Source organism: Pseudoalteromonas sp. 20-92, assembly GCF_030847595.1.
GTDB classification, from domain to species: domain Bacteria; phylum Pseudomonadota; class Gammaproteobacteria; order Enterobacterales; family Alteromonadaceae; genus Pseudoalteromonas; species Pseudoalteromonas fuliginea.
This window is the reverse complement of the sequence record NZ_JANJGQ010000001.1, coordinates 425,134-451,348: the sequence shown is the minus strand read 5'-3', so window position 1 is coordinate 451,348 and position 26,215 is coordinate 425,134. Positions and strand designations below refer to the sequence as shown.

Sequence of the window (26,215 nt, the reverse complement as noted above, 5' to 3'; positions counted from 1 at the left end):
TTGATCTTTGTGGATTGAAGTTTGTTCAATCTAGGGGCGATTTAATCGCGGCGCGAGGTTTGTAACCTAGTGGGCTAAGTAAAAACCGAGCAACAAAGAGTTAATCGTCCCTAGAAAGAACCCAAATGGCAGCGCATGTTTGGCATTTATGCTGCGTTATCGCCCATTTATGGGGAATAACCACACTACATAGGCTCTGCCTTGCCTAAAAAACAAACAGCCTGCTGCAAATTCAACCACGAAGGGTCAACACGCCCTAGTATTTAAAGTACTGCGCTACAGCTCACCTGGTTGAAAGTTATCAACTGCAATGGCTTTCATTCGTAACTTATTAGCATGATGCATAGCATCAGCATCCGTTTGCTCTAACAACTTATTTTCAAGTGCATAATTTATAGCGCCTTCAATATCAAGCGTTGCAGGTACACTGCCCTTACGCTGCCATTGTTTTAGGTCTTTAAACTGCGCTTGCATATCATGCATAGCTAAAAATGCACTTTCCATTACCCCTGTACCTGCATTTTCATCTACATAACATAAATGCGTTAAGCGGTTTCTAAATACTCCAGGTTGAGTCATACGCTCGCAAATACTTTGCGCTATTTCATCACTTGGTCTGTGGTAATGATTTCCAAGCGGGAACACGATACGTTTAAGGGTAAAATTAACAACCGGATTTGAAAAGTTTTTAAAGAAGCCATTAAACGCTTGGCCAATTTCAAATAATGAGTTCTCAATTGCATATTTTACAAATGGTAAATCAGCTTGTTGGCGCCCTTCGTCTTCATAACGTTTTAAAACAGTTGATGCTAAGTACAAATGACTTAATACATCACCCAAACGTGCCGATATCATTTCTTTTCGTTTAAGCTCACCGCCAAGCATTAACATAGCCACGTCTGTGCAAATAGCTAAGCCTCGGCTCATTCTGCTCAGTTGCTTATAATAAACAGCCGTTTCACCACCTACAGGCGCTTTAGCAAAATAACTACGTGTTAAGCCATGCATAAATGCCATACCTGCATTACTTGCTGCAAATATTATATGGTTCATTAATAAACCATCAAATTGTTCAAGTGCTGCGTCGTCATCTTCCATTGCAGCGGCTTCCATTTCTTTTAAAACAAATGGATGACAGCGTGTTGCACCTTGGCCAAATATCATTAAATTACGCGTTAAAATATTCGCGCCTTCTACCGTAATTGATACCGGAATCCCCATATAACCATGCGCCAAATAGTTATTAGGCCCTACTTGAATTCCTTTACCTGAATGAATATCCATTGCATCGTTCATTACCGTACGACCCATTTCAGTCATATGGTATTTAGCAATCGCTGTTACAACCGACGGACTTAATTTTAAATCAATCGCACCTGCGGTCATTAATCTGCACGACTCCAGTGTGTAAGTTAAACCACCAATACGCGCAAGTGCCTCTTGCACACCTTCAAATTGCCCTATAGATACACCAAACTGCTGGCGTACCATGGCGTATGCCGATGTCATTTTTGAAGCTAAGTGCCCGGTTGCTGCACTTAATGCTGGTAGCGATATACCACGCCCTGCACTTAAACACTCAACAAGCATTCTCCAACCACGTCCTGCGCACTCTTCTCCACCAATAATCCAATCCAGTGGTATAAATACATCTTTACCGTACGTTGTGCCATTCATAAAGGCCATATTAAGCGGATAATGACGCTCACCCGTTTCAACACCCGGATGATCGGTTGGTATAAGCGCACACGTAATACCCAGCTCTTTTTTATCACCTAATAAAGCATCTGGATCATACATTTTAAACGCTAAGCCTAGTACAGTAGCCACTGGTGCAAGTGTAATGTAGCGCTTTGACCAATTTAAACGCAGGCCTATTACTTGCTCGCCATTGTGCTCCCCCATACACACCACGCCTGAATCAGGAATGCTGCCAGCATCAGAACCCGCCTCTGGGCCCGTTAATGCAAAACAAGGCACATCTGTGCCATTAGCTAAACTTGGCAGCCAACGATCTTGCTGCTCTTTAGTACCATAATGAAGAAGCAATTCGCCTGGACCTAAGCTATTAGGCACCATAACAGTGACGGCGGCAGTTAGACTTTTAGTCGAAATTTTTGACACTATCGTTGAATTAGCAATTGCGGAGAACTCACGCCCCCCAAATTTTTCAGGAATGATCAGTGCAAAAAAACCTTCTGTTTTTAGGTAATCCCACACTTCTTTTGGTAAGTCTTTGTCTTTTTGTACAATTTGATAATCATCAAGCATCGCCAATAAGGTTTCTACTTGGTTAGCCATAAATGCGTATTCTTTATCGCTAAGCTCTGGTTTAGGAAAACGGTGCAGTTTTTGCCAGTCTGGGTTACCACTAAATAACTCACCATCCCACCAAACATCACCTGCTTCCATCGCCTCTCGCTCTGTTTGCGATAGCGGCGGAAGTACCTTTTTGAACATTTTAAACGTGGGTCTACTGATCAGATTAAGGCGTATATCTTTAACTGCAAAAATAACCACCACCACAACCAGTAAAATAATAAATACTGACATGCGCACATTCCTTACACATTGAATTAAATAGTAGCTCAATTATGACCCATCTTAGTTTAAATACAATCCTTGCGCAGTGACTCTATTGCCTCAACGCATTCATTCTATTATTCAAAAATTCACTACTATTATCTTTGATCTAAATAAGCTGGGTTATGGATAATAAATCTATCTCAAGCAGCTATTTTCAGCGCTAACTGTGTTGAATTTACTTGCAATAGGCCCGCTGTTGACGCGTAAATTCGCCTTGTTTTCACTGAAAACCTCTGGCTAGAGAAAATAAATTTAAATATCACCATGATTCAATACGTTACTAAATCTCTTAACCAGAGTTCAGGTTAAATAATAAATTAAGGAATATCATAGATACGAGAGATTCAACACAAATTAAAAAGCCGTAACTGCTTAAGATGCAAATGCATTTATAATAAAAAACAGAAAAAGAACTGAACCGTGCAGTGCGATACCAATTCCATTAAGTATGTGATCTAAATTTTACGCCGAAAAATAATTCAGTTCTAGGCGTAAATTGATGTAAATGGTTGTTCCCTTTGCGAAATTTACAACAAAGAAATGGGTTGTTTTTAGCAAGTAAAATAGATCAGCTATTTATTGGAATTGGTATGAATATACGCAAACTTGAAAAACTCAAAAGAAGTACACGCGAAGCAAAATGAAGGCCGTAACTGCCGCTGATAAATAGTGCTAAACGCAAAAGCCCGCTCAATTGAGCGGGCTTTTAGTATTATATTACTAATTTACAGCTGAATTAGAACTGTAAGCTTACATTTGCAAAGTAAGCATCATAATCAGAATCATCCCAGTTATTGCCATAACCTACTTCTAAACCAACATTGTTGTTGAAAAAGTGTTGAGCACCAAGAGTGTAATCATCATTTTTATTAACTGTAACAAAAACCGATGTTGCTTTGCTGAAATAGTAGTTAGATGCTAATTCCCAGTTACTTGAACCGCCATCAACATCTTCAAATTTACCTTCAACAGTTAAGTAGTTACCTTGTTGTAAATCAACAAAGTACTTTGCTGCTACTGCACGGTAATCAAACTCATCATCTGATGTTACTGTAAAGCCGATGTAATCAGTGCTGTTTAATTCGTGGTTATATGCTAAGTCAAACATAAAATGATTGTCAGCATCTTCGAAATCTACAAACGTTGCTTTTAGTACAAGGTTTGGATTAAAGAAGTAACCAGCAGAAAGTTCAATTACATCCGTGCTTGAGCCAAAATCACTATCGATATTATTGTACTGTGCACCTAATACAAAATCTTCTACAAAATACTCACCGCCAACGCGAGTAACATCTCCAAAGTCATTATCACTGTATGCACCATAAACATTTGTTTGCTTATTGATGTACTCAAATTGATCGTAAGGACCTAAAGTCGCTTTTGGAGAAAAATAATAAGTTGAGTCAACGCTCACCGTGTCATTACCATCAGTGTCCATGTATCCTACATGGCTGATTGATTGGTAAGTATCTGCGGCCATTGCAGTGGTTGCAGCGCTTGATAATAAAATGCTCGAAATAATAACGGCTAACTTTTTCATTTTTAATTTCCCTATGTATATTACTTTTTACGCTCTAGCTGTGTTGCTAAAGTCGGGGCACATCCTAGCGCCTAAAAACTGAATCAAAACTGAACGGCAGCTCAACTAACCACCTGTATTTATTAGATAAATTATAAATTATTGTTACTAAATGTTAACTTAGAGTAGTTGCTACATTTAGTCAACAACTACTTAAAATATGCATCAATGAAAAAGCCAATAAATACAATGCAATTTGTACCTAAAGTGCATGTTGACTAATAATTCGATAAACATCATTAATGTTATCGCCAGACTTAAATTCTTTACTAATTGGTGTAGGATCAGAGCCAACCCATATTTTTAGCTCGGCATCTAAGTCAAAATGGCCTGCACTTTCTTTACTAAACTTCGTTATTTTAGAGTAAGCAATGCTCACCATTTCCATTTTAGAGCCGGTCATACCTTGCTTATCAATTAAAATTAAGCGCTTATTAGTAAAAATAAACATATCACGTACTACTTTATATGCTTTTTCTACTTGCTCGCCGTCAATTAATGTATTGGCGAGGATTTTTTCTAAATCAGAATCGTCAACTTCACTTGCATTACCCATAAGTCCGCTAAGTAAACCCATTATACTTTCTCCTGTTTAAATATTTGATTCTCTAATGTATGACCATTAACTAACTGCCTGTACTGCCAGTGTTGTTGATGACAAAAATTCAGTAGTGCAATATCAAGTGGATCGCTCGTTGGCTGATACTCAACTACATATTCTTTATGTTGGCTCATATACACACGACTCACACCTGCAATTGCTTGAAGCTGTTGCTCAACATTTTGATAAGCCTCGCTTAGCATTAATGTATAAAAGTGTTTATCTGTATTATTAGTTTTTGTTTGATGTTCGCTTAGTACGCCTTTATCTAAATGAAGTACCTGTGAGCATAGTCGCTCAAGCTCTGTTAAATCGTGAGAGCTTAAAATAAATGTAGCCTGCTCACTTAATTCAGATACAAGCTCACGTACTTCTCTGGCATGAATCGGATCAAGCCCTGCGGTTGCTTCATCAAGCATTACAATTTGTGGCGCGCCAATAAGTGCTTGCGCTATCGTAACGCGCTTGCGCATACCGTGCGATAAGTCCCCTGCACGCTGCTTTGCAATTTCTTTTAAGCCAACCAAATCAAGTACACGTAGCGCCTCAGTTTGGCTTTGCTTTGCCCCCATACCTTGTAGCTTTGCATAAAAGGCGAGTTGCTTGTCTATGTTAAAGCGGGGGTCAAGTTGTGCGTCTTGCGGTAATGCACTTACTTTATTAAATAAAGCAGCACTACCAGGTTTATGCCCTAATATTTCAAGGCTGCCTTTACTTGGTGCTATATAGCCGCACAACAAACTAAATAAGGTAGTTTTACCCGCACCATTTGGCCCAACAAGCGCCACTGGCGCGCCTTTGTTAATTTCAAAGTCCACATTATTAAGCGCAAGTTTTGCACCATACGATTTACTCAAACCGCTAGCTGTAATTAATGGTCTCATAGTGAGCTCCTTGCAAAAATACGTTGAGCAACGCTTAGTAGCACTGCAGTTTGCACAAGGGGAATAGCCACAGCGCTCAATAATGGTAAATTTTGCCCCGCTAATAGCTCTATTTGCACACCCGGAAATAAATAATCAAGCAAGCCTAATGCGGGTATTTGCCATTGTAGTATTCCCACAACAATACCGCCTGCTGCAAAATATAAAATTGCCAATACAATAGATAAACGCGATGAGCGAGCAAAGGTATTAATTAACGTCATAAGTGCTACAAATGGGCACAGAGTAATCACTAATATTAAAAAGATAGAAAGCGCACGAGCAAAACCACCAGCCAGTAAACTAGGATCTCTAAACCCTAGTACCGCGAGCGTAGCCACAAGCGTTATACCCACTAAGCAGGCTAATACTCCTAGCTGCCCTAAAAAACGGCCAAACAGTATTTCAAAGCGAGTGGAGCGCAGTGATAAAAACCTTAGTGTGCCGCGCTCTCTGTCGCCTACCGTTTGGTCGCTACAAATAAATAAACCAAAAACAGGAAAGCTATACAGGGCTATTAACCAGTACATAGCAAATTCGGCCTCAGGCCAATCCAATAATTTACTTAAACCAATAGAACCTGATATATCACGGGCTATTTGCTCAAAATCGGGCGCACTTACAATGCCTACTGCCTGCCCTATTGGGTAGCGCAGTATTATTAGCCACACCAATGCAAAGGCAGCTAATGCAATAAGTCCACGTTTAGTTAAAAACATACGTACAAGCTCAAATCCCGCTATTTGCGTTAATCGCCCTACGTTTATCGGTAATGGTGTTGCCATTGACTATCCTTAATGACTTTTTATTTTCTGTGTATTTATCCACACTAAGTGTAAACACCTTGAATTACCAGCAAAAAAAAGCTCACCTGTGGTGAGCTTTGTAACAATACATTTAAATGTAACAACATAAATTGCGATATAAATTATAAATACTGCTTATAAACCTCAAGTGCTTGGCTTAAATCGCTAATTAAATCTTCAACATCTTCAAGGCCTATGTGCAGGCGAATAACCGGCCCTAAATCCCAGCCTGTATTTGAGCGCAGCCCTTTCATAGTTAAATTAGCCGTTACTAAGCTTTCAAAACCGCCCCACGAAAAACCCATTTTAATATGCTCAAGGCTATCTAAAAATGCATCAATCGCTTTTTGATTGCCGGTTTTCATAACAAATGAAAACAACCCATTACTGCCATCAAAGTCACGTTTAAAGAACTCATGCCCTGGGCAGCTTTCAAATGCAGGGTGTCGAATATGATCAACAAGCTCATGTTGCTCAAGCCATTTAGCTACTTCTATTGCTGCTTTTTCATGTTGATTTAAACGCACACCCATTGTACGCAGCCCTCTAAGTGCTAAATACGCATCATCGGCACTGGTACATTGCCCTAATAAGTATGAGTTTTCGCGCAAGGTTGGCCAATACTTTTTATTAGCAACAGCCACCCCCATCATCACGTCTGAATGGCCAACAATATACTTTGTTGCAGCTTGAATACTAATATCAACACCGTGCTCTAACGGGCGATAATGCAAGCCATTTCCGTAGGTGTTATCAAGCATGGTCATTACATTATGCTCATTGGCTACTTTTACCATAGCGGGTACATCTTGCACTTCCATCGTAATAGAACCTGGAGATTCTAAAAACAACACTTTGGTATTTGGCTGAATGTAATCTTTAATACCTGCGCCAATAGTTGGCGGGTAGTAGGTTGTTGTAATGCCCAGTCCCACTAAAATTTTATCGCAAAAATCGCGAGTTGGTTCGTACACGTTATCAACCATTAAAATATGATCACCGGTTTTTAAAAACGATAAAAATACTTGGCTAATCGCCGCTGCGCCACAAGGGTATAGTGCACAGCCTTCGCCGCCTTCAAGTTCTGTAATCGCTTCTTGTAGCGCAAAGTGTGTTGTTGTTCCTCGGCGCCCATAAAATAACGTTTTATCGCCACGGGTTTTAGCTGCTTCTTTTAAATCGGCTACAGTATCAAATACAATGGTAGATGCACGCTGTACAACGGGATTTACTACGCCATGTGTATAGGCTTTTTTTCGCCCTGATGATACCAGCTGAGTGTTTTTATTACTTTTACTCGACATTGTTAATCCTTAAGGGTTTGTGCGCCAATGCTCAATTAAATAACGAGAGATAGAATCGGTTCTAGGCAGCTTTAAATGCTCCCCTTCTTCGTGCCAATTACCAAATTGCGCTAAGTCTTCACGGCTAAACCATTTTGCATCGTCTAGCTCTTCTTTATCTACGTTAATTTGCTCAGATGTCGCCTGTGCAAAAAAGCCAAGCATAATTGACGATGGGAACGGCCATGGCTGAGATGCAACATAACGTACGTTATCAACCTCTATGCCTGCCTCTTCTTTAACTTCACGCGCAACAGCTTGTTCCAGTGTCTCCCCTGGGTCTACAAATCCAGCAAGCGACGAATACATACCAGTGGGCCACGCAGCTTGGCGACCTAATAAACAGCGTTCTACTCCGTCAGCAAAGACTTTAGTAACGACCATAATTACCGCAGGATCGGTACGCGGGAATGTAGGATGCTTACAGTTTTCGTTTTCACATATACGAGAATGCCCTGCTTCCACTGAACGGTTTTTACTACCGCAGCGCCCACAAAAACGGTGCGTGGCGTGCCAATAACATAACCCTCTCGCAAGGGCGGCTATTGAGGCATATTTAATGGTTACTTGAGGCCCATATTGGCGAATATCAAAAAACTGAGCGCCCTCTATTAAAGGCGAAAGTACGCTTTCATCCAGATCAGAAACATCCAATGCAAACACACCATGTTTAGCATTGTTTAAACCAACAAAAATAGCACTCGTTAAATCTAAATGTGCCACTTGCTGATACGTTAAATAGCTTACTTTAGGGGTATCTTTAATAAATAGGGTTTGATTATTTTTAACTAAAACCCATTTACTTTGCGCCGACATTTGCGCTTTAAGCCACGATGGGTCTTTACGAAAATTTGAGCCTCTATCTAGTGGCATGTTGCTGTAATGAAGCATGTAAGTCCTTGGTAACTCGTTATGCTTTAAAATTACCATAATCATTTAGCAAACCCAATTGATTACAGTAATAAAAAAGCCTATATAAGGCTTAATTCATCTATTACGGCTTTGTATTAAAATCTCTCATGTTGCAGGCACTTAGCTTGCACTTTTTTAACTATTTTTTACTGTTAAAGTAGCAAGGTATTATCAATTAAATGAAATTGCTCAGCGCTTTGTTTTAATACCTCTGCAGTTAATCGGTCAGCACCGTATACATCGCACGGTACATTATATTGATTTTTTAAATGCCCAAGTAACAAAGCAAAGTCACCATCGCCAGAGAGCAAAATAACTTTATCAAGATTTTTACCCTGCTCTAACATGTCTATTGTTATGCCTACATCCCAATCGCCTTTAGCACTTCCATCACGGCGTTGAATAAATGGCTTTAGCTTTACCTCAAAACCAATCGCACGCAAAATATTTTGAAACTGATTTTGCTTTTCATCTCCTCGATAAATTGCATACGCAAAAGCACATTCAATATTATATTGCGCCTGCATTACCCGCCAAAACGCATTGTAGTCAAAGTTTTTTCCGTAACTCTCGCGGCACGTGTAATAAATATTTTGCACATCAACAAAAATACCGACCCGTGGTTTAGTGCTCTGCTGCTCGTTTTGTAAAGTCATTTAGTGTCCTAGTGAGGATTAATAGCAATTAAAGTAACGTTATAAAATAAGTGTACCTTGCAATTTATATTTAAGTAACCTAAATTAGTTACTTGGCTTTATGTAACCAATATTGGTTACATATTAAAAAGTAACCATTTTGAGGTTTTTATGATTGGTGTGATCAGCGGCGATATTATTAAATCGCAAACAATCCCTAAGCAGCAATACGATGCCATGCTTTATCAACTAGAGCAAAGTTTACGAAACATTTCGGGGGAGCAAACACTTTGGAATATATACCGAGGCGATGCCTTTCAGTTACAAGTTAATAATCCTGAGCTCCTTTTTAAAAATGCCTTACTTGTATATTTACACCTTAAATCGTCAGGTTATGAACTACGACAAAGCTTGGCGCTTGGGCAAATAGATAACCCACGCAGCGATATAAAAACAGCAACGGGTTCAGCTTTCACTCTTTCGGGACAAGGCCTTGATAAAATAGGCAATCAACGCTTTGTTTTTAATATTAACGAGCAGCAGCTCGATGAAAGCTTAAATCTTAATTTAGCTTTTGCCGACGTATTGCTCACTAAAATCACACAAAAACAAGCAAATGCCCTGTATGTCTATTTAACATCACCAGACAACAGCCACGCGGCACTGGCTAAAGAGCTTAAAACAAGTCGCGAAAACGTAACCAAACTACTAAATTTAGCGCACTACCAACTTATAGAGCGCTTTATTAAGCACACACAACACGTTATAGAAAATATAATTAAAGGAGGTGAATAATGGAATTTTCACTTTTACTGGTCGCGCTTATTATTGGCCACTTACTCGCTGATTTTTACTGGCAACCTATGAGTTGGGTAAACGACAGAAATACCCGTCACTTTAAAGCCAGTAAGCTTTATTTTCATGTACTAGTGCATGGTATAACAAGTGCACTCATCATTACCGTGTGGGAATACACCTTTGGGTGACAACAACTAAGCAGTGTTTTAATTACCACGGCGAGCATTATGTTGAGCCATTACTTTATTGATATAGCTAAATCGTATTCTAATAAAGGCGTGGTGCCTTTTTTACTAGATCAAATAGCGCACATACTCGTTATTATTGCGCTCAGTATTTGGCTAACTGATAACAATAGCTTTATGGCTGCAATTAATAATATGCTCACTGATCCCAAAATACTGTGGGTGGTATGCGGTTATTTAATTATTTTTAGCCCCTGCGCCGTATTTATAAGAATGATGTTAGAGCGTTTAACAAGTAACTTTTCAAGTACTGGTAGTTTACCGCTTGCAGGGCAAAGCATAGGTATGCTTGAGCGCGTACTTATGCTGAGCTTTATATTGCTTGACCAATTTGCAGGGCTTGGTTTTTTACTTGCGGCAAAGTCGGTATTTAGGTTTGGTGATTTAAGTGCAAGCAAAGATAAAAAACTTACCGAGTACGTTATGCTCGGCACATTACTTAGCGTAAGTGTGACTTTATTTGTCGGCTTGGGTATTAACTATTTAATCAGGTAGGCAATACAGTAAGTACAAATTACAGGCAATAAAAAACGCGCTACTTCTATTTAATTAAAGAAGGGAGCGCGTTTTTTGTATCAGCATTTAACTAAATTAATTATACCAATTCGCTTAATTAAGTGATCTATTTTGAGGGTGGAAAAACGTGTTGATAGCTAGGCAAAAAAATCGCTATTTAGTTGTTCTAAATGAGAATTTTTCAACGCAGGTAGCGACACGTTTAGCCCCGCAAAATGATTAAGTATTATTGCGGATTGGTATAAACGCCAATATGATCATTAATTGTTATTTGTGCGACGACGGCGTTGGCCATTACCGCCAACAGATTCACGCTTTGCCCATGGGTTTTGCGCGCTGTCATCTGTTTTAGCAGCTGGCTTTTTAGAACCACCACGGCGTGGGCCGGTACCATTACCACCATTGTTCGGCTTTTTACTGTTAGGCTTGCTGCTATCAGATTTAGGCTTATTAAAAGGCTGCTTTTTCTTAGGCTTTTTAGCCGGCAGTGGGCGAGCATCTAATGCGCGTTCAGCTACTGGGTTAATAGGCTCAAAACCGTCTTCCTCAGCACGTGGAATAAGCTCACCAATAAAGCGTTCAATACCGTATAAGTCAACAGCATCATCAACCGTTACAAACGAAATCGCATGACCCGACGCACCAGCACGGCCTGTACGGCCAATACGATGAACATAATCTTCATATACATTTGGTAAGTCGTAGTTAACAACATGCGGTAATTCAACAATGTCTAAACCACGTGCAACAATGTCTGTTGCTACTAGTACGCGTACTTCACCACTTTTAAAACCATCAAGTGCTTTAACACGTGCGCCTTGCGATTTATTACCATGGATAGCCGCGCCTACAATGTCATCGCGCTCTAGTTGTTTAACTAAGCGGTTAGCACCGTGCTTTGTACGGCTAAACACTAATACTTGTTGCCAATCGTTAGTGCGAATCAAGTGGCTTAGCAATGCTGTTTTACGTGTTTTATCTACCGCGTAAACGCACTGAGTAACACTTTTAGCTGTAGTATTTTTTGCAGCAACTGAAATTTCAACAGGGTCATTAATTAACCCTTTTGCTAGTGCACGAATTTCATCTGAAAATGTAGCCGAAAACATCAAGTTTTGACGTTTAGCAGGCATTTTAGCAATTAAGCGTTTAATGTCATGAATAAAGCCCATGTCTAACATGCGGTCAGCTTCATCGAGTACAAGCACTTCAACGCTATCAAATTTAACTGCATTTTGATTATGTAAGTCGATTAAACGACCCGGCGTTGCTACTAAAATATCAACACCTTTACGAAGACGCTGCATTTGTGGGTTAATTTTAACGCCACCGTAAACTACAAATGAGCTCACATCTGAATGCTTAGCGTACTCTTCAACGTTTTCGCTTACTTGCAAAGCAAGCTCACGCGTAGGCGTTAAAATAAGTGCACGTACGTGGTTACTTTTAGCTTTAGGGCCAGACGACAAGCGCTCAATAAGGGGTAATGTAAAACCTGCTGTTTTACCTGTACCTGTTTGCGCTGCTGCCATAACATCACGGCGTTCAATAATTGCAGGAATTGCTTGAGCCTGAATCGGCGTTGGCGTTTCATAGCCCTTTTCTAAAACCGCATTAACCAAAGACTGTGATAAACCTAAACCTTCAAAACTCATATAAACTCTCTTTTAAATAAGGCTACATTAGCCAGTTGCGCGCATTATACCTGTAGTAGCTAAGAATGCATGCCATTATTTACGTTGCAGGCAATTGAGCATAGTTTATTAAAATTAAACCTGTGATCAAGTTGCTCAAAAATGCAAAAAACGGCCATAGGCCGTTTTATATTTATACTTAATTACTCTAAGCATTAGAGTTACTTAACACCTAACTCACGCAAACGTTCTTGCAAGTAGCTATCTGCCGTGTAGCGCTCTGAAAGCACAACATCTGGATGCGGGTGTAAAAATAACGGTAGTGAAATACGCGATTTAGTAGATGCTTTACCCGTTGGGTTAATTACACGGTGAATTGTCGATGGGAAATACCCGCCCGACGCTTCTTGTAGCATGTCGCCGATATTAATAATTAAGCTGCCAAAATCACATGGCACGTCTAACCAACCGCCATCTGTTTTTTGAACTTGTAAACCAGGCTCATTAGAAGCTGGTAATACAGTCAATAAATTAATATCGCCATGGGCTGCTGCGCGAATAGCACCAGGCTCTTCATCACCCGTCATTGGTGGGTAATGTAGGATACGTAACAATGTTTGCTCAGAATCGGCAATCATGTCTTTTAAATCAATTGAAAACTTAGCACGCACATCAGCTGGTGCTTCAGCCTGAACCCAGCTCAACAATGTGCCAGCAAATTCACTTGCTAAACGGTAGTATTCACGTACGTCAGCTTCAAGCTGGGCAGGAACGCGACCTTTAGGATACACATGGAAGTACTCTTTAATGTCTTTTATTGTAAAGCCTTTCGCTACTTCTGATACTGAAGGCGGAAAGTAACCGTCTTGAGTTTCTTTAGAGAATAAAAAGTCGTGCTTTTGCTCTGAGTTAAAAAAGTCTTGCCAATTTTTGTAAATAGACTCAACTAAAGACTGTGGGATTGGGTGGTTTTTTAAAACGCCAAATCCAGTATTTCTTAACGATTCAACAAATTGTGCAGCCGCATCGGGAGCTTTATAATCAACAGTAGGTAATTGCATTGTACGTTCCAGTGAATAGGTTGTGTGAAGTGAGTTGCTTTTAATAGTGCTAAATTACTTATATAAAGTAGCAAAGCCTTCATTATAGCGCTATGCGAGGATAGACAAATGACCTCAAAAACATAAGGACATATGTCCGCAAAGCATAGTCAACGCCACTTGGCTTGATCAAGATCAACTCATAAAAAAACGTTGAATTTGCAAGGTTTAGTACTTATATCTGGTCTACTATTGTAATGTATTTTATTTGTGTAAATAAGGCCCCCCATGCGACAAAAAGTATCTTTTAAAAGCGGCGATTTAGAACTTGCCGGCCAACTTGAACTTCCCTCTGGTGACGTTAAGTTTTACGCGCTATTTGCACACTGCTTTACCTGCGGTAAAGACATTGCAGCAGCTACACGGATTAGCCGTGCACTCACACAACAAGGTATCGCCGTGCTACGTTTCGACTTTACCGGTTTAGGTAATAGTGATGGCGATTTTGCTAACAGTAACTTTTCATCAAACATTCAAGATTTAGTATCTGCGGCAAATCATTTACGTGAGCATTTTGCGGCGCCACAACTACTCATTGGCCACAGTTTAGGTGGGGCAGCCGTTCTTGCTGCTGCTGAGCATATTCCTGAAGTATCGGCTATTACAACCATTGGTGCACCGTCAGATGCGCAGCACGTAGCGCATAACTTTGAAGCACACCTTGATGAAATTAACGCAGCAGGTGAAGCAAAAGTTAACTTAGCTGGTCGTGAATTTACCATTAAAAAGCAATTTATTGACGATATAGCCAAGTACGATAAAAGCCACATTAGTAAGCTTAAGCGCGCATTATTAGTAATGCACTCCCCTATTGATGCAACGGTAAATATTAGTGAAGCTGAAAAAATTTATGCATCAGCTAAACACCCTAAAAGCTTTATTAGTCTAGATAACGCCGATCACCTTTTAACAAATAAAAACGATGCTGACTACGCTGCACAAATAATTGCAACGTGGGCAAACCGTTATGTTAAGTACGACAAAACTAAATACACAGCAAGTTTAACGGGTGGCAATGTACTCGTTGAAGAAAAAGACCATGTATTTACTCAGCACGTGAGCACTAAAGATCATACTTGGCTTGCAGATGAGCCAATAAAAGTAGGCGGTAAAAACTTAGGTCCCGATCCGTATCATCACTTATTAGCGGGGCTTGGTGCCTGTACGGCCATGACACTGCGTATGTACGCTACACGTAAAAACTTACCACTGGAGCATGTAAAAGTAGAGCTTGATCACACTCGCGATTACAACAAAGATTGCGACGATTGTGAGCAAACCGGTAACCTTGAAGCCATTACCCGTAAAATCACCTTACGTGGCGACTTAACAGAGCCAGAGCGTCATCGCTTACTCGAAATAGCCGACAAATGCCCAGTGCATAAAACACTACATAATAACCCAGTTATTGTAAGTGAACTGGTAGAATAACTGCCGTAAAATTAATATAGCGCAGGTAACACTGCGCTATGATTTAACTTTTATAGACCTAATTTTTACTATCTAAAAATCCCTCTACCTCTTTACTCATTCTATCCACCAGCCATTTTGGCCCGCCATCGTACATATCGTTATGGCGCGATTTTTCTATTAGAGTTTGTGTAATAGGAAACTTATCCAGCTCTAAATCATTTAACAACACATTCGCATCAGCTGGGTAATCACTACCGCGTAGAGTAAGTACGCGAATGTTTTTATTGCGCGGGACCAACATGCGGCGATGATCGAGCGTAATAATAGTGCTTACTTCATTGGGGTAAATAGAGCCATATAATGCGGAAATATCACCGCCATTAGAATGCCCAAATAAGGTGAGCTTTGTAAAATCATACGCTGGGTATTTACTCGATATCTCATTAACTAAAAACTTAAGCGTTACTACGCCACGATGCCAGTTTTCCATGCGAGTAGTTAAGTAAGGCTGCTCACGATTAAGACCAGGGTCGCTTTTTAGTTCATGTGCAACTGCTATTGTTAAATATCCACGCTGATTAAACGCATTACTAGCAAACGTATATTCGTTATGGCTAATACCGTAGCCCGCATTAATAAACGCTACAGGGCATTTTACTTTTTCAGTGCACTTAGCATTGTTACTTGGTAGTGTGATATTTATAGGAATAGTGCGATTACGGCTTTGATCAGTTATAAGGCCATCGTTTGCATAGCCTGTTGCGCCGATTACTGATTTACTTATTACTGGTGTACTTAGAGCTAGTGCACTTAATATAAAAAGCTTTTTAAGTGTTTTTTGCATATTTAAACTTATATAAATTATTGTTTTTAATTAAAAATAACTTTTACTTTATAGGTTTGCATTCTCTATTGTCAAACTATGCGATAATAGCCGCCATTGTTTAAATATATTTAGTAAAAGATCCAATAAATGAAATCATACAATAGCATTCAAGAACGTATAGAAATCCTAGAAGGCAAACTAACGGCAATACATGACGAAATCGAAACACTAAAAACCCCTGCTAAAAACAACAATGAACGTATTATTTTTAAGTTCATCGAAACAGGCAGCACAGGTAAAACGAAGGATTTTGTTCGTGAGTTAGGTATTAAATCACCACGTGACGGTTTGTTTTCATCAGGTGACGTTACAAAACTAATTAAAGACGGCGCTGAAGATATTTCACCCGCGTTATTAGCAATCGCAAGACAGCTTGCCAGTGCACGTAATAAAAATGGCCCTAGCCGTTAATTACGAAGTCACGCAGTATCTAGAAGCCCAGCTAAGCTGTCGCTTCTAGTTAGTAATCATATTAAACTAAATTAATCACAAAGCTCTATATTAAGGCTGGTAAGCAAATTAAGTGCTTCGAAGCGATCAAACTTAGCATTCGCTAACATATTATTATTCAAATCTATATTAAATGCTGTCGCACCTACAAAATCACATTTTGTTAGGTTAGTTTGAAAAAACTCACTATCGCGAAAATCTGTTCCTGTAAATTCACTACCGCTTAAATCAGCATGTCTAAAATCAACATTTTTGGCAAAGCAGTGTGTTAGTTTGAGGCCTTTGAGGGTTAATTCAAAAAAAGAACTATTACTGAGCTCGCAATAATTAAAGCTCACCGGTGCGTTAATACTAAGCGTTGGCCAATCCACGTCAGTCCATTGCAGACTATTTAATTTGCAGTGGCTAAAACTTACATCTTCAAGCGAGCTGTAGTTCCATTTAAGTGACGATAAATTACAGTTTTTAAAGTTGCACTGTATAAATCGGCAATTTTTAAACTGCCCGCCTGAAAAGTCGCAATCGGTAAATGTGCACTCTTCAAACTCAGAATTTTCAGTTAGTTGCTCTTCGTGCTGCAAAGCATTAAATTGCTCGTCGAAGTAGTGATTATTATTTGAAATTGACACTATTGACCTAGTTTTTAATGGGCGTAGACGTTATTTTTAGGTAAATCTTTTTTAAGCGCAAGCACTGCAATAAAAATCAAAGCAAATAGTGGAAATAGCGCTAAACAGCCACCCACAAAAGCTAAAACTCCAGGCATAGTACTTTTACGCTTACCTATTTTGTAGCTAATTACAGCAAAAATAGGAATACTCAGCACAATAAAAAAAACTAAAAATTCACCAAGTAAGGTAGCATTGATCGACATAATAATTCCTTTTTCGTCTATTCGATTAAAATACATGTTGCTGTAAATTTAACCACAAAAAAACCCTTAAGCATATAACTTAAGGGTTTTTAAATTTAGCTCAATGAGCTAAACAAAAATTACTCTTCGCTAGGTATCGCTTTTTCAACAACACTAATTGCAAGCTCAGCTAACGAATCCATATTAGGCTTACTAGGCGCGTTAGTTAATAAACACGACGCTTGTGTTGTTTTTGGGAAAGCAATAACGTCACGAATGTTATCGGTACCACATAAAAGCATTGCTAAACGGTCAAGGCCAAATGCTAAACCAGCATGTGGTGGTGTACCGTATTTAAGTGCATCAAGTAAAAAGCCAAATTTGTCTTGTTGCTCTTGCTCGTTAATACCTAAAATTCTAAATGCAGTTTCTTGCATATCTGCATTATGAATACGTACCGAACCGCCACCCACTTCGTAGCCGTTTAATACCATATCGTAGGCATCTGAAATAGCTGCAGCAGGGTTTGCTTCAAGCTCACTTGCAGTAATATCTTTTGGTGCAGTGAATGGATGATGCACAGCATGTAATGTGCCCTCGTCATCTTCTTCAAACATTGGGAAGTCTACAACCCAAAGTGGTGCCCAACTATTAAGGTTAGTGATTTCTAAGTCAACACCAATCTTAACGCGCAGTGCGCCCATTGCTTCATTTACTGTGTTGCGCTTATCGGCACCAAATAAAATGATATCGCCAGACTGTGCATTAGTACGCTCAAGTAATTTTGTGATTACGTCTTCGCTTAAAAACTTAGCCACTGGTGATTGAACACCCTCAGCGCCTGCAGTGTGGTCGTTTACTTTCATCCACGCCATGCCTTTAGCGCCGTAAATACCAATAAACTTAGTGTAATCGTCAAGCTGTTTACGAGAAAGCTTAGCGCCACCCGGTACAGTTAATACAGCAACACGACCTTTTTCGTCATTAGCCGGACCTGAGAAAACATTAAACTCTACGTCTTTAACTAAATCTGCAACATCAACTAATTTCATTGGGTTACGTAAATCTGGCTTATCAGAACCGTAAAGGCTCATTGCCTCGCTGTAAGGCATGATTGGAAAATCGCCTAAATCAACGTTTAGTAATGTTTGCCACATTTCACGGATCATTTTTTCAGTCATACCACGGACTTGATCAGAGCTCATGAACGAGGTCTCTATATCTATTTGGGTAAATTCTGGTTGGCGATCGGCACGTAAATCTTCATCACGGAAACATTTAACAATTTGGTAGTAACGGTCAAAACCCGACATCATCAACAATTGCTTAAATAACTGTGGCGACTGCGGTAATGCGTAAAAACTACCTTTATGAACGCGGCTTGGCACTAAGTAATCGCGTGCGCCTTCTGGCGTTGCTTTAGTAAGTACAGGTGTTTCGATGTCTAAAAAGCCGTTTTCATCTAAAAAGCGACGAACAAAGCTGCTTGCTTTAGCACGTAATTTAATACGGTCACTCATTTCTAGACGACGTAGGTCTAGGTAGCGGTATTTTAAACGACGCTCTTCTGAGTTTACTTGGTTAAAATCAAGCGGTAATGGCTCAGAGCGGTTAATAATTGTAAGCTCAGTACCTAAAACTTCAATTTCACCTGTTGCCATGTCTTTATTTACTTGGCTATCAGGGCGTGCACGTACAGTACCTTTTAGCTGAACACAAAATTCTTGGCGAAGTGTGTTAGCTGAACTCATTAACTCTTCAATATCAGAGTCGAATACAACTTGTACTAAACCTTCTCTATCGCGTAAATCGACAAAGATAAGTCCACCAAGGTCACGTCGTTTGTTGATCCAGCCACATAGTTCCACTTCTTGATCTACGTGAGTTTTATTTAGCTGTCCGCAATATATAGAGCGCATAGTTTTCCTGTCAGATAAAAGGCTTAAACGGTTATATTTATTTGTTTTAAGGCGTGTGATTTAAAAAACAGGTCACCACAATACAAATAAAGCCGCTAGCAATCTAAAAATAATCAAATTAAGCCCTGCATTATACTCAACTAACATTAAGATGCTAGGGCGTGTGTTTAGCTTTGTAATGTTAATTTGCAGCAACCACCGCATGGATTTGGTACACTTGCGCCACGAAGTAATTTATCAGTCATTTATATGTTATATATTGGATGCCCTCAGTGGTCGAGCAACGCATGGAAAGGCAATTTATTTTCAAGCCAATGTAAAAACGCCGATATGCTTAGCCAATACGCCCAACATTTTAACTCAGTTGAAGGCAATACCAGCTTTTACGCTGACCCATCGCCAAGTACCGTATTGCGCTGGGCAAACAGCGTACCCGATGATTTTAAATTTACGTTTAAGTTTAATCGTCGCTTTAGCCACGAGCTGCACCTAACTAATGTTCAAACCGAGCTTGCTGATTGGCTAAACTTGTTTACCCCTATTTTAGAAAAAACAGGGCAAATCATGCTGCAATTACCTAAAGCATTTGGCCCTGGTGACTTACCCAAACTAGCTCAATTTATTAGCCTGTTACCAAAAGAGGTTAATTACGGTGTAGAGGTACGTCATACTGCGTTTTTTCAAAAGGGTGAAGCCGAAATAGCGCTTAACCAATTATTAATGGCAAACAACATAAATCGTATATCGATGGATACTCGCGCCCTATTTGCGGTAAAACCAACAACCGAAGCGCTAATAGATGCACAGCAAAAAAAGCCCCACTTACCGGTACATGCAATAGCTACTGGCTCAGAGCCTATGGCGCGCTTCGTAATAGCCGATTTACAAAACGACTATAAACCCTTTTATAAACCGTGGCTAAGTAAAATAAAACAATGGCTTGATGAAGGAAAAACGCCCTATGTGTTTTTTCATACGGCAGATAACCGAGAAGCGCCATTATTAGCAAGGCAGTTTTGCAAAGACCTTGGTTATGATCACAAAGCATTAAACCCATTTACTGGCGAAAAAGAAGCCCACCAGCAAGCACTTTTTTAAAAGTAAAACGACAGAGAAACAATAATGAGTGAATACGCACGTTACTTTACCGGCTACCCAGCTAACATTGTTGAGCAAGTATTAAGCCTTATAAATAACAAAAAGGTATGTGACTACTTATTTAAAAAGTATCCGCAAGCACACACTATTACCAGCGATAAACTACTTTATAGCTATGCAACCGAGCTTAAAAAACAGTATTTAAAAAATGCACCACCGTTTGGGCGCGCAGCATTTAAAAAGCAAGGCGATATGGTCACCAACGCACTGGGTACACATACGTATCGAATGCAAGGCAAAACCCGAAAGCACGATTTAGCCATAAATAGCGACTTGCTGCGCGCCCCCGAGCCATTATTAAAAGCGTTAGTGGTACATGAGCTCGCCCACTTTAAAGAAAAAGACCATAACAAAGGCTTTTACCAACTTTGCTGCCACATGGAGCCGAGTTACCACCAATTGGAATTAGATTTAAGGATATTTTGTGTGGTAGTGGCGATGGGAGAGAATCCTTATTTATGAGTACTCTTAGATGCTTTAGCTGGACGTTGGCTAGGAAAGTGATTGAAATATTCTTTTGTATGTTTCAAAGTATTTTGATATTGAAATGAATTTTCATAATTGATTTGGTTAATAATAGTTATATCCAATCCAACGAACATAGGGTGATTATAATCAACCGAAGATTTTAAAACAGACAACCGCGGATCATCAATATACATATGAATAACAAGTCCATCATGATAGAAGCGATATATATTCTCACCTCCATTAATATCCATCTTGTGCTTAAATGGTGCTAAATTGACTGTATGACCTTTTGTAGATAACTGAACCAAGCTAATTGGAAAAATAGCTCTATTATCTTCCTTCTCACCAACTATAATCTGTCTAAGAAGTTCAATGTTTTTTGCATTTAAATTAACTTCACTAAATGCCGAAATTTTTGTTACTGCAGCTCTCCACAAAAGGCTAAGAAAGTATTTTCTAATTAATTTGGGTCTTTGAATTTTACTAGTCTGAGGCTATTTAGCTGTTTGGCAGAGTTTGCTTTAAATAAATGACTAGACCAAACCAAACCTAAACCTCGAAGCTCCTCAATAGCTAAGGTATCTAAATACGCTAAAATATCTTCACCTTTTTGGGTCACTATATTTGGGTCATACCAGCTATCACTTGCTTTGCCATAAAAGGGTCCGCGATTAGTCACTTTCTTTTCAATAAATTTATTCCCTGAAATGTTTGGCCTAGTTAGGGATTTCGGTATTATGTGCGACTTTACAAACCTCCCAACTTCTTTTGTAAGCTTGCAATCACCGTTTTCCGTATCAGTCATTTAAAATATCCTTACTAATACTAAAGAGAATTTATATTTTGGTTAATAAAAAACGCGATATCAAATCGCGTTTTTATGGGTCGTATCAACCTACTAAAAGCTGATAGCGAAGAGTTGATAGAGCAAACATTGGGTTTCGTTTCACTCAACCCAACCTACATAAATAAACTTAAAGCCCTAAGCCTGCCATGAAGTCGTCATCGTCGTCATCTTGTCCAGAAGACGCAGCTGCTTTAGATTTTTCAGCTTGTTGTTTGGCTTCATTTTCGATAATGTCATCAGGGTCTATAGCTTCTACAATGTCAAAATCATGCAGTTTAATAAACTCAGTTTTATCCATAGCAAGTTCTAGGTAAAAGATATTTTGCTTACTGGTAGTAAATGTTACGCGACGTGCTTGTGGGCGATCCATCGTGGTATCTACCGATATTTGCACTTGTTTGTTAATTGCCATCATTTTTGGCTGATTTTGCGTAATAGAAGTGTGTAATTGTTCGCGTACTTTAGATGTAAAGTCGCCAACAATTTGGTTCATTAACTCACCTAATACGTTAGACACATCGTCTGATAAATGGCTATGCGCTATTTCTTCTTCTGGCATCCCCATATTACGCATATAATCGCCATAAATTTCCATTGCTGCTTGCGAGGTGAAGTTAGTAATTACCAATCCGGTAAAGCCACCATCAAACAAAACAAAGCAACCAATATCTGGGCGCATACATGTTCGCGTTATTTTTTGTACCATTGCAGAATAGCTAATGCTGTTGCCGCTGGCTGAGGTAAGTACGCCTGTTACAGAATGACACAGGGTTGCTAAAATATCGTCGGTACTAATCACCTTACTTTTACTCATTTAATAATCTCTTTTTGTGCTTATTATTCATAATTCTAGTCAAGCTACTGAATTTATCACTGACTATCCAGTATAAAATGTTAAAATAACACTATTATTTTAAAAGAGACTGCTTTCGTGACCATAAAAGACAGTATTTATGCCTCTGAGCAACAAGTAAAAGATTTTAGCTTTGACCAAAATGTAGTCGAAGTATTTCCCGATATGATTCAACGCTCAGTACCGGGCTACGCAACTATTGTCAGTACAATGGGTAAACTCGCCGGTGAATACGCGCAAAGTAACTCAAATCTTTATGATTTAGGCTGCTCACTGGGCGCCGTAACACTTAGTATGCGCCGTAATATTCGTACCGATAACTGCCATATAATAGCGGTAGATAACTCTCAAGCAATGGTTGAACGTTGTAAGGTACATTTACAAGGTTTTAAATCAGATGTGCCTGTTACTGTTACTTTAGGCGATATTAACGAGCTTGAAATTCAAAACGCGTCGGTAGTAGCAATGAATTTTACGTTGCAGTTTATTCCACACGCGCAGCGCCAAGCTGTGCTTGAAAAAATATATGCTAATTTAAAACCTGGTGGTGTATTGCTGCTAAGCGAAAAAATTAAAGCTGAAAATGAGCAATGCGACAATTTATTGATTGATTTGCACCACGACTTTAAACGACACAATGGTTACTCTGAGCTTGAAATAAGCCAAAAGCGTACCGCCATCGAAAACGTTATGCGCCCAGATACACTAAGCGCTCACTTTACTCGCTTACAAGATATTGGTTTTAGCCAAACTCAAGTGTGGTATCAATGTTTTAATTTTTGCTCAATGGTAGCAATTAAATAAAGAGAGTCATCCATGTCTCAATGGTTTAACCAATTTTACGCATCTATTGCACAAAGCCCACTTAGTCACTGGCTAGAAACACTGCCTGCACAATTAAAACATTGGCAAAACGAGGCTAGCCACGGTGATTTACCTAAATGGCAAAAAGTACTTAAAAACTTGCCTGAGGTTTCAACAAGCCATGTTGATATTTCTACTAAGGTAGAAATTGGCGCACCAGGGGAGATGAGTGATGGCGAGCAAAAGCAAGCCATGCATTTATTAAAACGCATGATGCCATGGCGCAAAGGCCCGTTTAATGTGCACGGTATTGAAATAGATACAGAGTGGCGCAGTGATTGGAAGTGGGACAGACTCCTGCCTCATATTGAGCCATTAAAAGGCCGCACTGTTTTAGATATTGGTTGTGGCTCAGGTTATCATTTATGGCGTATGCGCGGTGAAGGCGCAGAGTTTGTCGTGGGTATTGATCCATCTGATTTATTTTTATGTCAGTTTCAGGCAATTAAACACTACAACCCAGATGAAAACGTGCATTTACTGCCACTCGGCGTTGAAGCATTACCCGAGCTTAAAGCGTTTGATACGGTTTTTTCGATGGGCGTACTTTATCATCGTCGCTCACCTATCGACTTTTTAGCACAATTAAAGGCGCAGCTTCGCCCAGGCGGCGAACTCGTACTTGAAACCCTAGTAATTGAAGGCGATGAAAACACAGTATTAGTCCCAACTGATCGCTACGCTAAAATGCGCAACGTTTGGTTTATTCCAAGTACTGCAGCATTAAAACTGTGGATGGAACGCGTTGGCTTTAAAGATGTGCAAATAAAAGATTGCGCTATTACCACGCTTGAAGAACAACGCAAAACCGATTGGATGGAAAACGAATCGCTAATCGACTTTTTAGATCCAAACGACACAAGTAAAACAATTGAAGGCTACCCTGCTCCACTTAGAGCAATATTAACTGCAAAAGCATAGCGGTTAATTTAACGCCTTAAATACTAAAAAAACGCCTGGGGGCGTTTTTTTGTTTATTTAAACAACAAGCAGCGGACAAGTGTCCTTGTTTATTATTTCAAAATTACATTTGCGCTAGCCGCGACCTTGCAATTGTTGTAAAATACGCGCGTTTCTAAGCAACCCAAAACAACTATTTTGAGGAAAACCTGTGAGCGAACAAAAACAGTCTCTAAGCTATAAAGACGCGGGCGTAGATATCGACGCTGGTAATGCACTTGTTGAGCGTATTAAAGGCGTAGTTAAAAAAACTCGTCGTCCTGAAGTAATGGGCGGAATTGGTGGTTTTGGCGCACTTTGCGAAATTCCTGAAGGCTACAAGCAACCAGTATTAGTTGCAGGCACAGATGGCGTTGGTACTAAACTACGTTTAGCAATCGACTTAAAAAAACACGATACGGTTGGTATTGATTTAGTTGCAATGTGTGTAAACGACTTAATTGTTCAAGGTGCTGAACCCCTGTTTTTTCTAGATTACTATGCAACGGGTAAACTAGATGTAGACACAGCAGCTGACGTAGTGACAGGCATTGGCAAAGGTTGTGAAATTTCAGGTTGTGCCCTAATTGGTGGCGAAACAGCTGAAATGCCAGGTATGTATGATGGTGAAGACTACGACATGGCAGGCTTTTGTACAGGCGTTGTAGAAAAATCAAAAATTATTGATGGCACAAAAGTAGCAGCAGGCGATCAGCTTATTGCACTTGCTTCAAGCGGTCCTCATTCAAATGGCTTCTCTTTAATTCGTAAAGTACTTGAAGTGTCAAACGCTGATACCAGCGCTGACTTTGAAGGTAAAACATTAGGCGAAACTCTACTTGAGCCTACGCGTATTTACGTAAAACCTTTACTTGAGTTATTCAAAAACGTTGACGTACATGCGCTTTCGCATATTACTGGCGGCGGTTTTTGGGAAAACATTCCACGCGTATTACCCACTTCAGCAAAAGCTGTAGTTAAAGGTGATAGCTGGCAGTGGCCACCAATTTTTAATTGGTTACAAGAAAACGGCAACATTACTACACACGAAATGTACCGTACATTTAACTGTGGTGTAGGCATGGTTTTAGTAGTCCCTGCAGACAAACTTGAGCAAAGCTTAACAATGCTAAAAGACTTGGGCGAAAATGCATGGCACCTTGGTGAAATTCAAGATGCAGCAGCTGGCGAAGAGCAAGTTGAAATTGTAGGTGGTGCTAAGTAATGGCACCGACTCGTCTGGTAGTTTTAATCTCAGGTAGTGGCTCTAATTTGCAAGCCATTATAGATGCCTGCGAACGTGGCGAGATAAACGGACATATAGCGGCTGTTATTAGTAATAAAGCAGACGCTTATGGCCTAGAACGTGCAAAACAAGCAGGTATTGCTACAAAAGTGCTCAGTCATAAAGATTTTGACTCGCGCGAAGCGTACGATGCGCAATTAATGAACGTTATCGACTCTTTTATGCCAAATCTAGTTGTATTAGCTGGATTTATGCGTATTCTTACTCCTAGCTTAGTGCAAAAATATGTTGGAAAAATGTTGAACATTCATCCATCTTTGTTGCCTAAGTATCAGGGGCTGAATACCCACCAAAGAGCAATTGATGCAAAAGATAATGTTCATGGCGTAAGTGTTCACTTTGTTACTGAAGAGTTAGACGGCGGTCCCGTTATTCTTCAGGCGCAAATACCTGTACTCAAGGATGATACAGCAGAAACATTAGCAAAACGCGTGCATGAGCAAGAGCATGTAATTTATCCTTTGGTGGTCAAGTGGTTCAGTGAACACAGACTTACTATGGAAGCAGATTATGCAGTTCTTGACAAAAAACAACTTCCTGCACACGGCGCGCACTACCCACAATAAAAAAATAAGTGC

At 39.7% G+C, this 26,215-nt stretch carries 26 protein-coding genes and 1 pseudogene; 10 read left to right on the top strand and 17 right to left on the bottom strand.

The features are described 5' to 3' along the window. Positions 1-276: 276 nt before the first annotated feature. The 8 genes from NRL14_RS01900 to NRL14_RS01865 all read right to left on the bottom strand — a co-directional run bounded on the left by NRL14_RS01900 (position 277) and on the right by NRL14_RS01865 (position 9,406). A complete protein-coding gene (locus NRL14_RS01900; protein WP_306723850.1) occupies positions 277-2,553 on the bottom strand; it encodes an acyl-CoA dehydrogenase in 2,277 nt (758 codons plus the stop codon). A 769-nt stretch (positions 2,554-3,322) separates the two neighbouring features. Then, positions 3,323-4,126 (bottom strand): putative porin, encoded by an 804-nt coding sequence (locus NRL14_RS01895; RefSeq protein ID WP_007377978.1) that lies wholly within the window; start codon positions 4,124-4,126, stop codon positions 3,323-3,325. Positions 4,127-4,367: 241 nt separating this feature from the next. Beyond that, positions 4,368-4,742, bottom strand: a complete 375-nt coding sequence (locus tag NRL14_RS01890; protein ID WP_007377979.1) for a PH domain-containing protein — start codon at positions 4,740-4,742, stop codon at positions 4,368-4,370. Further along, positions 4,742-5,650 (bottom strand): ABC transporter ATP-binding protein, encoded by a 909-nt coding sequence (locus NRL14_RS01885; protein ID WP_007377980.1) that lies wholly within the window; start codon positions 5,648-5,650, stop codon positions 4,742-4,744. The genes NRL14_RS01890 and NRL14_RS01885 overlap by 1 nt, the downstream gene beginning before the upstream one ends. After that, positions 5,647-6,474 carry an ABC transporter permease gene (locus NRL14_RS01880; protein ID WP_008139071.1) on the bottom strand — a complete coding sequence of 276 codons (828 nt, stop codon included), beginning with the start codon at positions 6,472-6,474 and terminating at the stop codon, positions 5,647-5,649. Before NRL14_RS01880 ends, NRL14_RS01885 begins: the two co-directional genes overlap by 4 nt. A gap of 143 nt (positions 6,475-6,617) precedes the next feature. Beyond that, positions 6,618-7,799, bottom strand: a complete 1,182-nt coding sequence (locus NRL14_RS01875) for a cystathionine beta-lyase (RefSeq protein ID WP_008139073.1) — start codon at positions 7,797-7,799, stop codon at positions 6,618-6,620. A gap of 9 nt (positions 7,800-7,808) precedes the next feature. Next, positions 7,809-8,729, bottom strand: a complete 921-nt coding sequence (nudC, locus tag NRL14_RS01870) for an NAD(+) diphosphatase (protein WP_008139076.1) — start codon at positions 8,727-8,729, stop codon at positions 7,809-7,811. A 173-nt stretch (positions 8,730-8,902) separates the two neighbouring features. Next, positions 8,903-9,406: an NYN domain-containing protein gene (locus NRL14_RS01865; RefSeq protein WP_010555312.1), complete on the bottom strand. Its 504-nt coding sequence runs from the start codon at positions 9,404-9,406 to the stop codon at positions 8,903-8,905. A gap of 150 nt (positions 9,407-9,556) precedes the next feature. Here NRL14_RS01865 and NRL14_RS01860 point away from each other — a divergent pair, with 150 nt between their 5' ends. After that, entirely contained in the window at positions 9,557-10,180 is a 624-nt protein-coding gene (locus tag NRL14_RS01860; RefSeq protein WP_306723849.1) for a hypothetical protein, read from the top strand. Then, positions 10,180-10,923: pseudogene (locus NRL14_RS01855) on the top strand (DUF3307 domain-containing protein). Before NRL14_RS01860 ends, NRL14_RS01855 begins: the two are co-directional and overlap by 1 nt. Before the next feature lie 281 nt (positions 10,924-11,204). Here the strand turns inward: NRL14_RS01855 and NRL14_RS01850 are convergent. After that, positions 11,205-12,599, bottom strand: coding sequence for a DEAD/DEAH box helicase (locus NRL14_RS01850; RefSeq protein WP_306723848.1), 1,395 nt, complete (start codon positions 12,597-12,599; stop codon positions 11,205-11,207). A gap of 200 nt (positions 12,600-12,799) precedes the next feature. After that, positions 12,800-13,639 (bottom strand): isopenicillin N synthase family oxygenase, encoded by an 840-nt coding sequence (locus NRL14_RS01845; RefSeq protein ID WP_008172584.1) that lies wholly within the window; start codon positions 13,637-13,639, stop codon positions 12,800-12,802. 267 nt (positions 13,640-13,906) lie between these two features. Here NRL14_RS01845 and NRL14_RS01840 point away from each other — a divergent pair, with 267 nt between their 5' ends. Further along, on the top strand, positions 13,907-15,109 hold the full coding sequence (locus NRL14_RS01840) for a bifunctional alpha/beta hydrolase/OsmC family protein (RefSeq protein ID WP_306723847.1): 1,203 nt from the start codon (positions 13,907-13,909) through the stop codon (positions 15,107-15,109). Between the two features lie 58 nt (positions 15,110-15,167). Here the strand turns inward: NRL14_RS01840 and NRL14_RS01835 are convergent, their stop codons facing one another. After that, positions 15,168-15,935, bottom strand: a complete 768-nt coding sequence (locus NRL14_RS01835) for an alpha/beta hydrolase (protein ID WP_306723846.1) — start codon at positions 15,933-15,935, stop codon at positions 15,168-15,170. A gap of 129 nt (positions 15,936-16,064) precedes the next feature. Here NRL14_RS01835 and NRL14_RS01830 point away from each other — a divergent pair, with 129 nt between their 5' ends. Beyond that, complete coding sequence (locus tag NRL14_RS01830) at positions 16,065-16,388, top strand: hypothetical protein (RefSeq protein ID WP_306723844.1); 324 nt, start codon at positions 16,065-16,067, stop codon at positions 16,386-16,388. Positions 16,389-16,459: 71 nt separating this feature from the next. Here NRL14_RS01830 and NRL14_RS01825 read toward each other — a convergent pair whose 3' ends face one another. From NRL14_RS01825 to aspS, 3 genes are all read right to left on the bottom strand, one after another. Then, positions 16,460-17,056: a pentapeptide repeat-containing protein gene (locus NRL14_RS01825; RefSeq protein ID WP_306723843.1), complete on the bottom strand. Its 597-nt coding sequence runs from the start codon at positions 17,054-17,056 to the stop codon at positions 16,460-16,462. Positions 17,057-17,070: 14 nt separating this feature from the next. After that, entirely contained in the window at positions 17,071-17,301 is a 231-nt protein-coding gene (locus NRL14_RS01820) for a hypothetical protein (protein ID WP_182672914.1), read from the bottom strand. A 119-nt stretch (positions 17,302-17,420) separates the two neighbouring features. After that, positions 17,421-19,199: an aspartate--tRNA ligase gene (aspS, locus tag NRL14_RS01815; RefSeq protein ID WP_182675658.1), complete on the bottom strand. Its 1,779-nt coding sequence runs from the start codon at positions 19,197-19,199 to the stop codon at positions 17,421-17,423. Between the two features lie 249 nt (positions 19,200-19,448). On the opposite strand from aspS, the gene NRL14_RS01810 reads away from it, so the two are divergent. Continuing rightward, positions 19,449-20,297 carry a DUF72 domain-containing protein gene (locus NRL14_RS01810; RefSeq protein WP_149615422.1) on the top strand — a complete coding sequence of 283 codons (849 nt, stop codon included), beginning with the start codon at positions 19,449-19,451 and terminating at the stop codon, positions 20,295-20,297. 24 nt (positions 20,298-20,321) lie between these two features. Then, positions 20,322-20,819 carry a M48 family metallopeptidase gene (locus NRL14_RS01805; protein WP_306723842.1) on the top strand — a complete coding sequence of 166 codons (498 nt, stop codon included), beginning with the start codon at positions 20,322-20,324 and terminating at the stop codon, positions 20,817-20,819. Here NRL14_RS01805 and NRL14_RS01800 read toward each other — a convergent pair. The 3 genes from NRL14_RS01800 to NRL14_RS01790 all read right to left on the bottom strand — a co-directional run bounded on the left by NRL14_RS01800 (position 20,810) and on the right by NRL14_RS01790 (position 22,489). Beyond that, a complete protein-coding gene (locus tag NRL14_RS01800) occupies positions 20,810-21,265 on the bottom strand; it encodes a hypothetical protein (protein ID WP_306723841.1) in 456 nt (151 codons plus the stop codon). The two genes, NRL14_RS01805 and NRL14_RS01800, sit on opposite strands and share 10 nt — an antisense overlap. 23 nt (positions 21,266-21,288) lie before the next feature. Then, positions 21,289-21,633 (bottom strand): hypothetical protein, encoded by a 345-nt coding sequence (locus tag NRL14_RS01795; RefSeq protein WP_306723840.1) that lies wholly within the window; start codon positions 21,631-21,633, stop codon positions 21,289-21,291. A gap of 169 nt (positions 21,634-21,802) precedes the next feature. After that, complete coding sequence (locus NRL14_RS01790; protein ID WP_008139103.1) at positions 21,803-22,489, bottom strand: DUF3334 family protein; 687 nt, start codon at positions 22,487-22,489, stop codon at positions 21,803-21,805. A gap of 117 nt (positions 22,490-22,606) precedes the next feature. On the opposite strand from NRL14_RS01790, the gene cmoA reads away from it, so the two are divergent. From cmoA to purN, 4 genes are all read left to right on the top strand, one after another. Further along, positions 22,607-23,332, top strand: a complete 726-nt coding sequence (cmoA, locus tag NRL14_RS01785; RefSeq protein ID WP_007378000.1) for a carboxy-S-adenosyl-L-methionine synthase CmoA — start codon at positions 22,607-22,609, stop codon at positions 23,330-23,332. 12 nt (positions 23,333-23,344) lie between these two features. Beyond that, positions 23,345-24,313: a tRNA 5-methoxyuridine(34)/uridine 5-oxyacetic acid(34) synthase CmoB gene (gene cmoB, locus NRL14_RS01780; RefSeq protein WP_007378001.1), complete on the top strand. Its 969-nt coding sequence runs from the start codon at positions 23,345-23,347 to the stop codon at positions 24,311-24,313. A 190-nt stretch (positions 24,314-24,503) separates the two neighbouring features. Then, positions 24,504-25,556 carry a phosphoribosylformylglycinamidine cyclo-ligase gene (purM, locus tag NRL14_RS01775; RefSeq protein ID WP_007378002.1) on the top strand — a complete coding sequence of 351 codons (1,053 nt, stop codon included), beginning with the start codon at positions 24,504-24,506 and terminating at the stop codon, positions 25,554-25,556. After that, the gene (gene purN, locus NRL14_RS01770) at positions 25,556-26,203 is read left to right on the top strand and encodes a phosphoribosylglycinamide formyltransferase (protein WP_033028281.1); all 648 of its coding nucleotides are present in this window, start codon (positions 25,556-25,558) and stop codon (positions 26,201-26,203) included. Before purM ends, purN begins: the two co-directional genes overlap by 1 nt. Positions 26,204-26,215: the final 12 nt, after the last annotated feature.

Coding starts and splice junctions, on each gene's coding strand:
- NRL14_RS01900 (WP_306723850.1), bottom strand. CDS start 2,553: ATGTCAGTATTTATTATTTTACTGGTTGTGGTGGTGGTTATTTTTGCA.
- NRL14_RS01895 (WP_007377978.1), bottom strand. CDS start 4,126: ATGAAAAAGTTAGCCGTTATTATTTCGAGCATTTTATTATCAAGCGCT.
- NRL14_RS01890 (WP_007377979.1), bottom strand. CDS start 4,742: ATGGGTTTACTTAGCGGACTTATGGGTAATGCAAGTGAAGTTGACGAT.
- NRL14_RS01885 (WP_007377980.1), bottom strand. CDS start 5,650: ATGAGACCATTAATTACAGCTAGCGGTTTGAGTAAATCGTATGGTGCA.
- NRL14_RS01880 (WP_008139071.1), bottom strand. CDS start 6,474: ATGGCAACACCATTACCGATAAACGTAGGGCGATTAACGCAAATAGCG.
- NRL14_RS01875 (WP_008139073.1), bottom strand. CDS start 7,799: ATGTCGAGTAAAAGTAATAAAAACACTCAGCTGGTATCATCAGGGCGA.
- nudC (WP_008139076.1), bottom strand. CDS start 8,729: ATGCTTCATTACAGCAACATGCCACTAGATAGAGGCTCAAATTTTCGT.
- NRL14_RS01865 (WP_010555312.1), bottom strand. CDS start 9,406: ATGACTTTACAAAACGAGCAGCAGAGCACTAAACCACGGGTCGGTATT.
- NRL14_RS01860 (WP_306723849.1), top strand. CDS start 9,557: ATGATTGGTGTGATCAGCGGCGATATTATTAAATCGCAAACAATCCCT.
- NRL14_RS01850 (WP_306723848.1), bottom strand. CDS start 12,599: ATGAGTTTTGAAGGTTTAGGTTTATCACAGTCTTTGGTTAATGCGGTT.
- NRL14_RS01845 (WP_008172584.1), bottom strand. CDS start 13,639: ATGCAATTACCTACTGTTGATTATAAAGCTCCCGATGCGGCTGCACAA.
- NRL14_RS01840 (WP_306723847.1), top strand. CDS start 13,907: ATGCGACAAAAAGTATCTTTTAAAAGCGGCGATTTAGAACTTGCCGGC.
- NRL14_RS01835 (WP_306723846.1), bottom strand. CDS start 15,935: ATGCAAAAAACACTTAAAAAGCTTTTTATATTAAGTGCACTAGCTCTA.
- NRL14_RS01830 (WP_306723844.1), top strand. CDS start 16,065: ATGAAATCATACAATAGCATTCAAGAACGTATAGAAATCCTAGAAGGC.
- NRL14_RS01820 (WP_182672914.1), bottom strand. CDS start 17,301: ATGTCGATCAATGCTACCTTACTTGGTGAATTTTTAGTTTTTTTTATT.
- aspS (WP_182675658.1), bottom strand. CDS start 19,199: ATGCGCTCTATATATTGCGGACAGCTAAATAAAACTCACGTAGATCAA.
- NRL14_RS01810 (WP_149615422.1), top strand. CDS start 19,449: ATGTTATATATTGGATGCCCTCAGTGGTCGAGCAACGCATGGAAAGGC.
- NRL14_RS01805 (WP_306723842.1), top strand. CDS start 20,322: ATGAGTGAATACGCACGTTACTTTACCGGCTACCCAGCTAACATTGTT.
- NRL14_RS01795 (WP_306723840.1), bottom strand. CDS start 21,633: ATGACTGATACGGAAAACGGTGATTGCAAGCTTACAAAAGAAGTTGGG.
- NRL14_RS01790 (WP_008139103.1), bottom strand. CDS start 22,489: ATGAGTAAAAGTAAGGTGATTAGTACCGACGATATTTTAGCAACCCTG.
- cmoB (WP_007378001.1), top strand. CDS start 23,345: ATGTCTCAATGGTTTAACCAATTTTACGCATCTATTGCACAAAGCCCA.
- purN (WP_033028281.1), top strand. CDS start 25,556: ATGGCACCGACTCGTCTGGTAGTTTTAATCTCAGGTAGTGGCTCTAAT.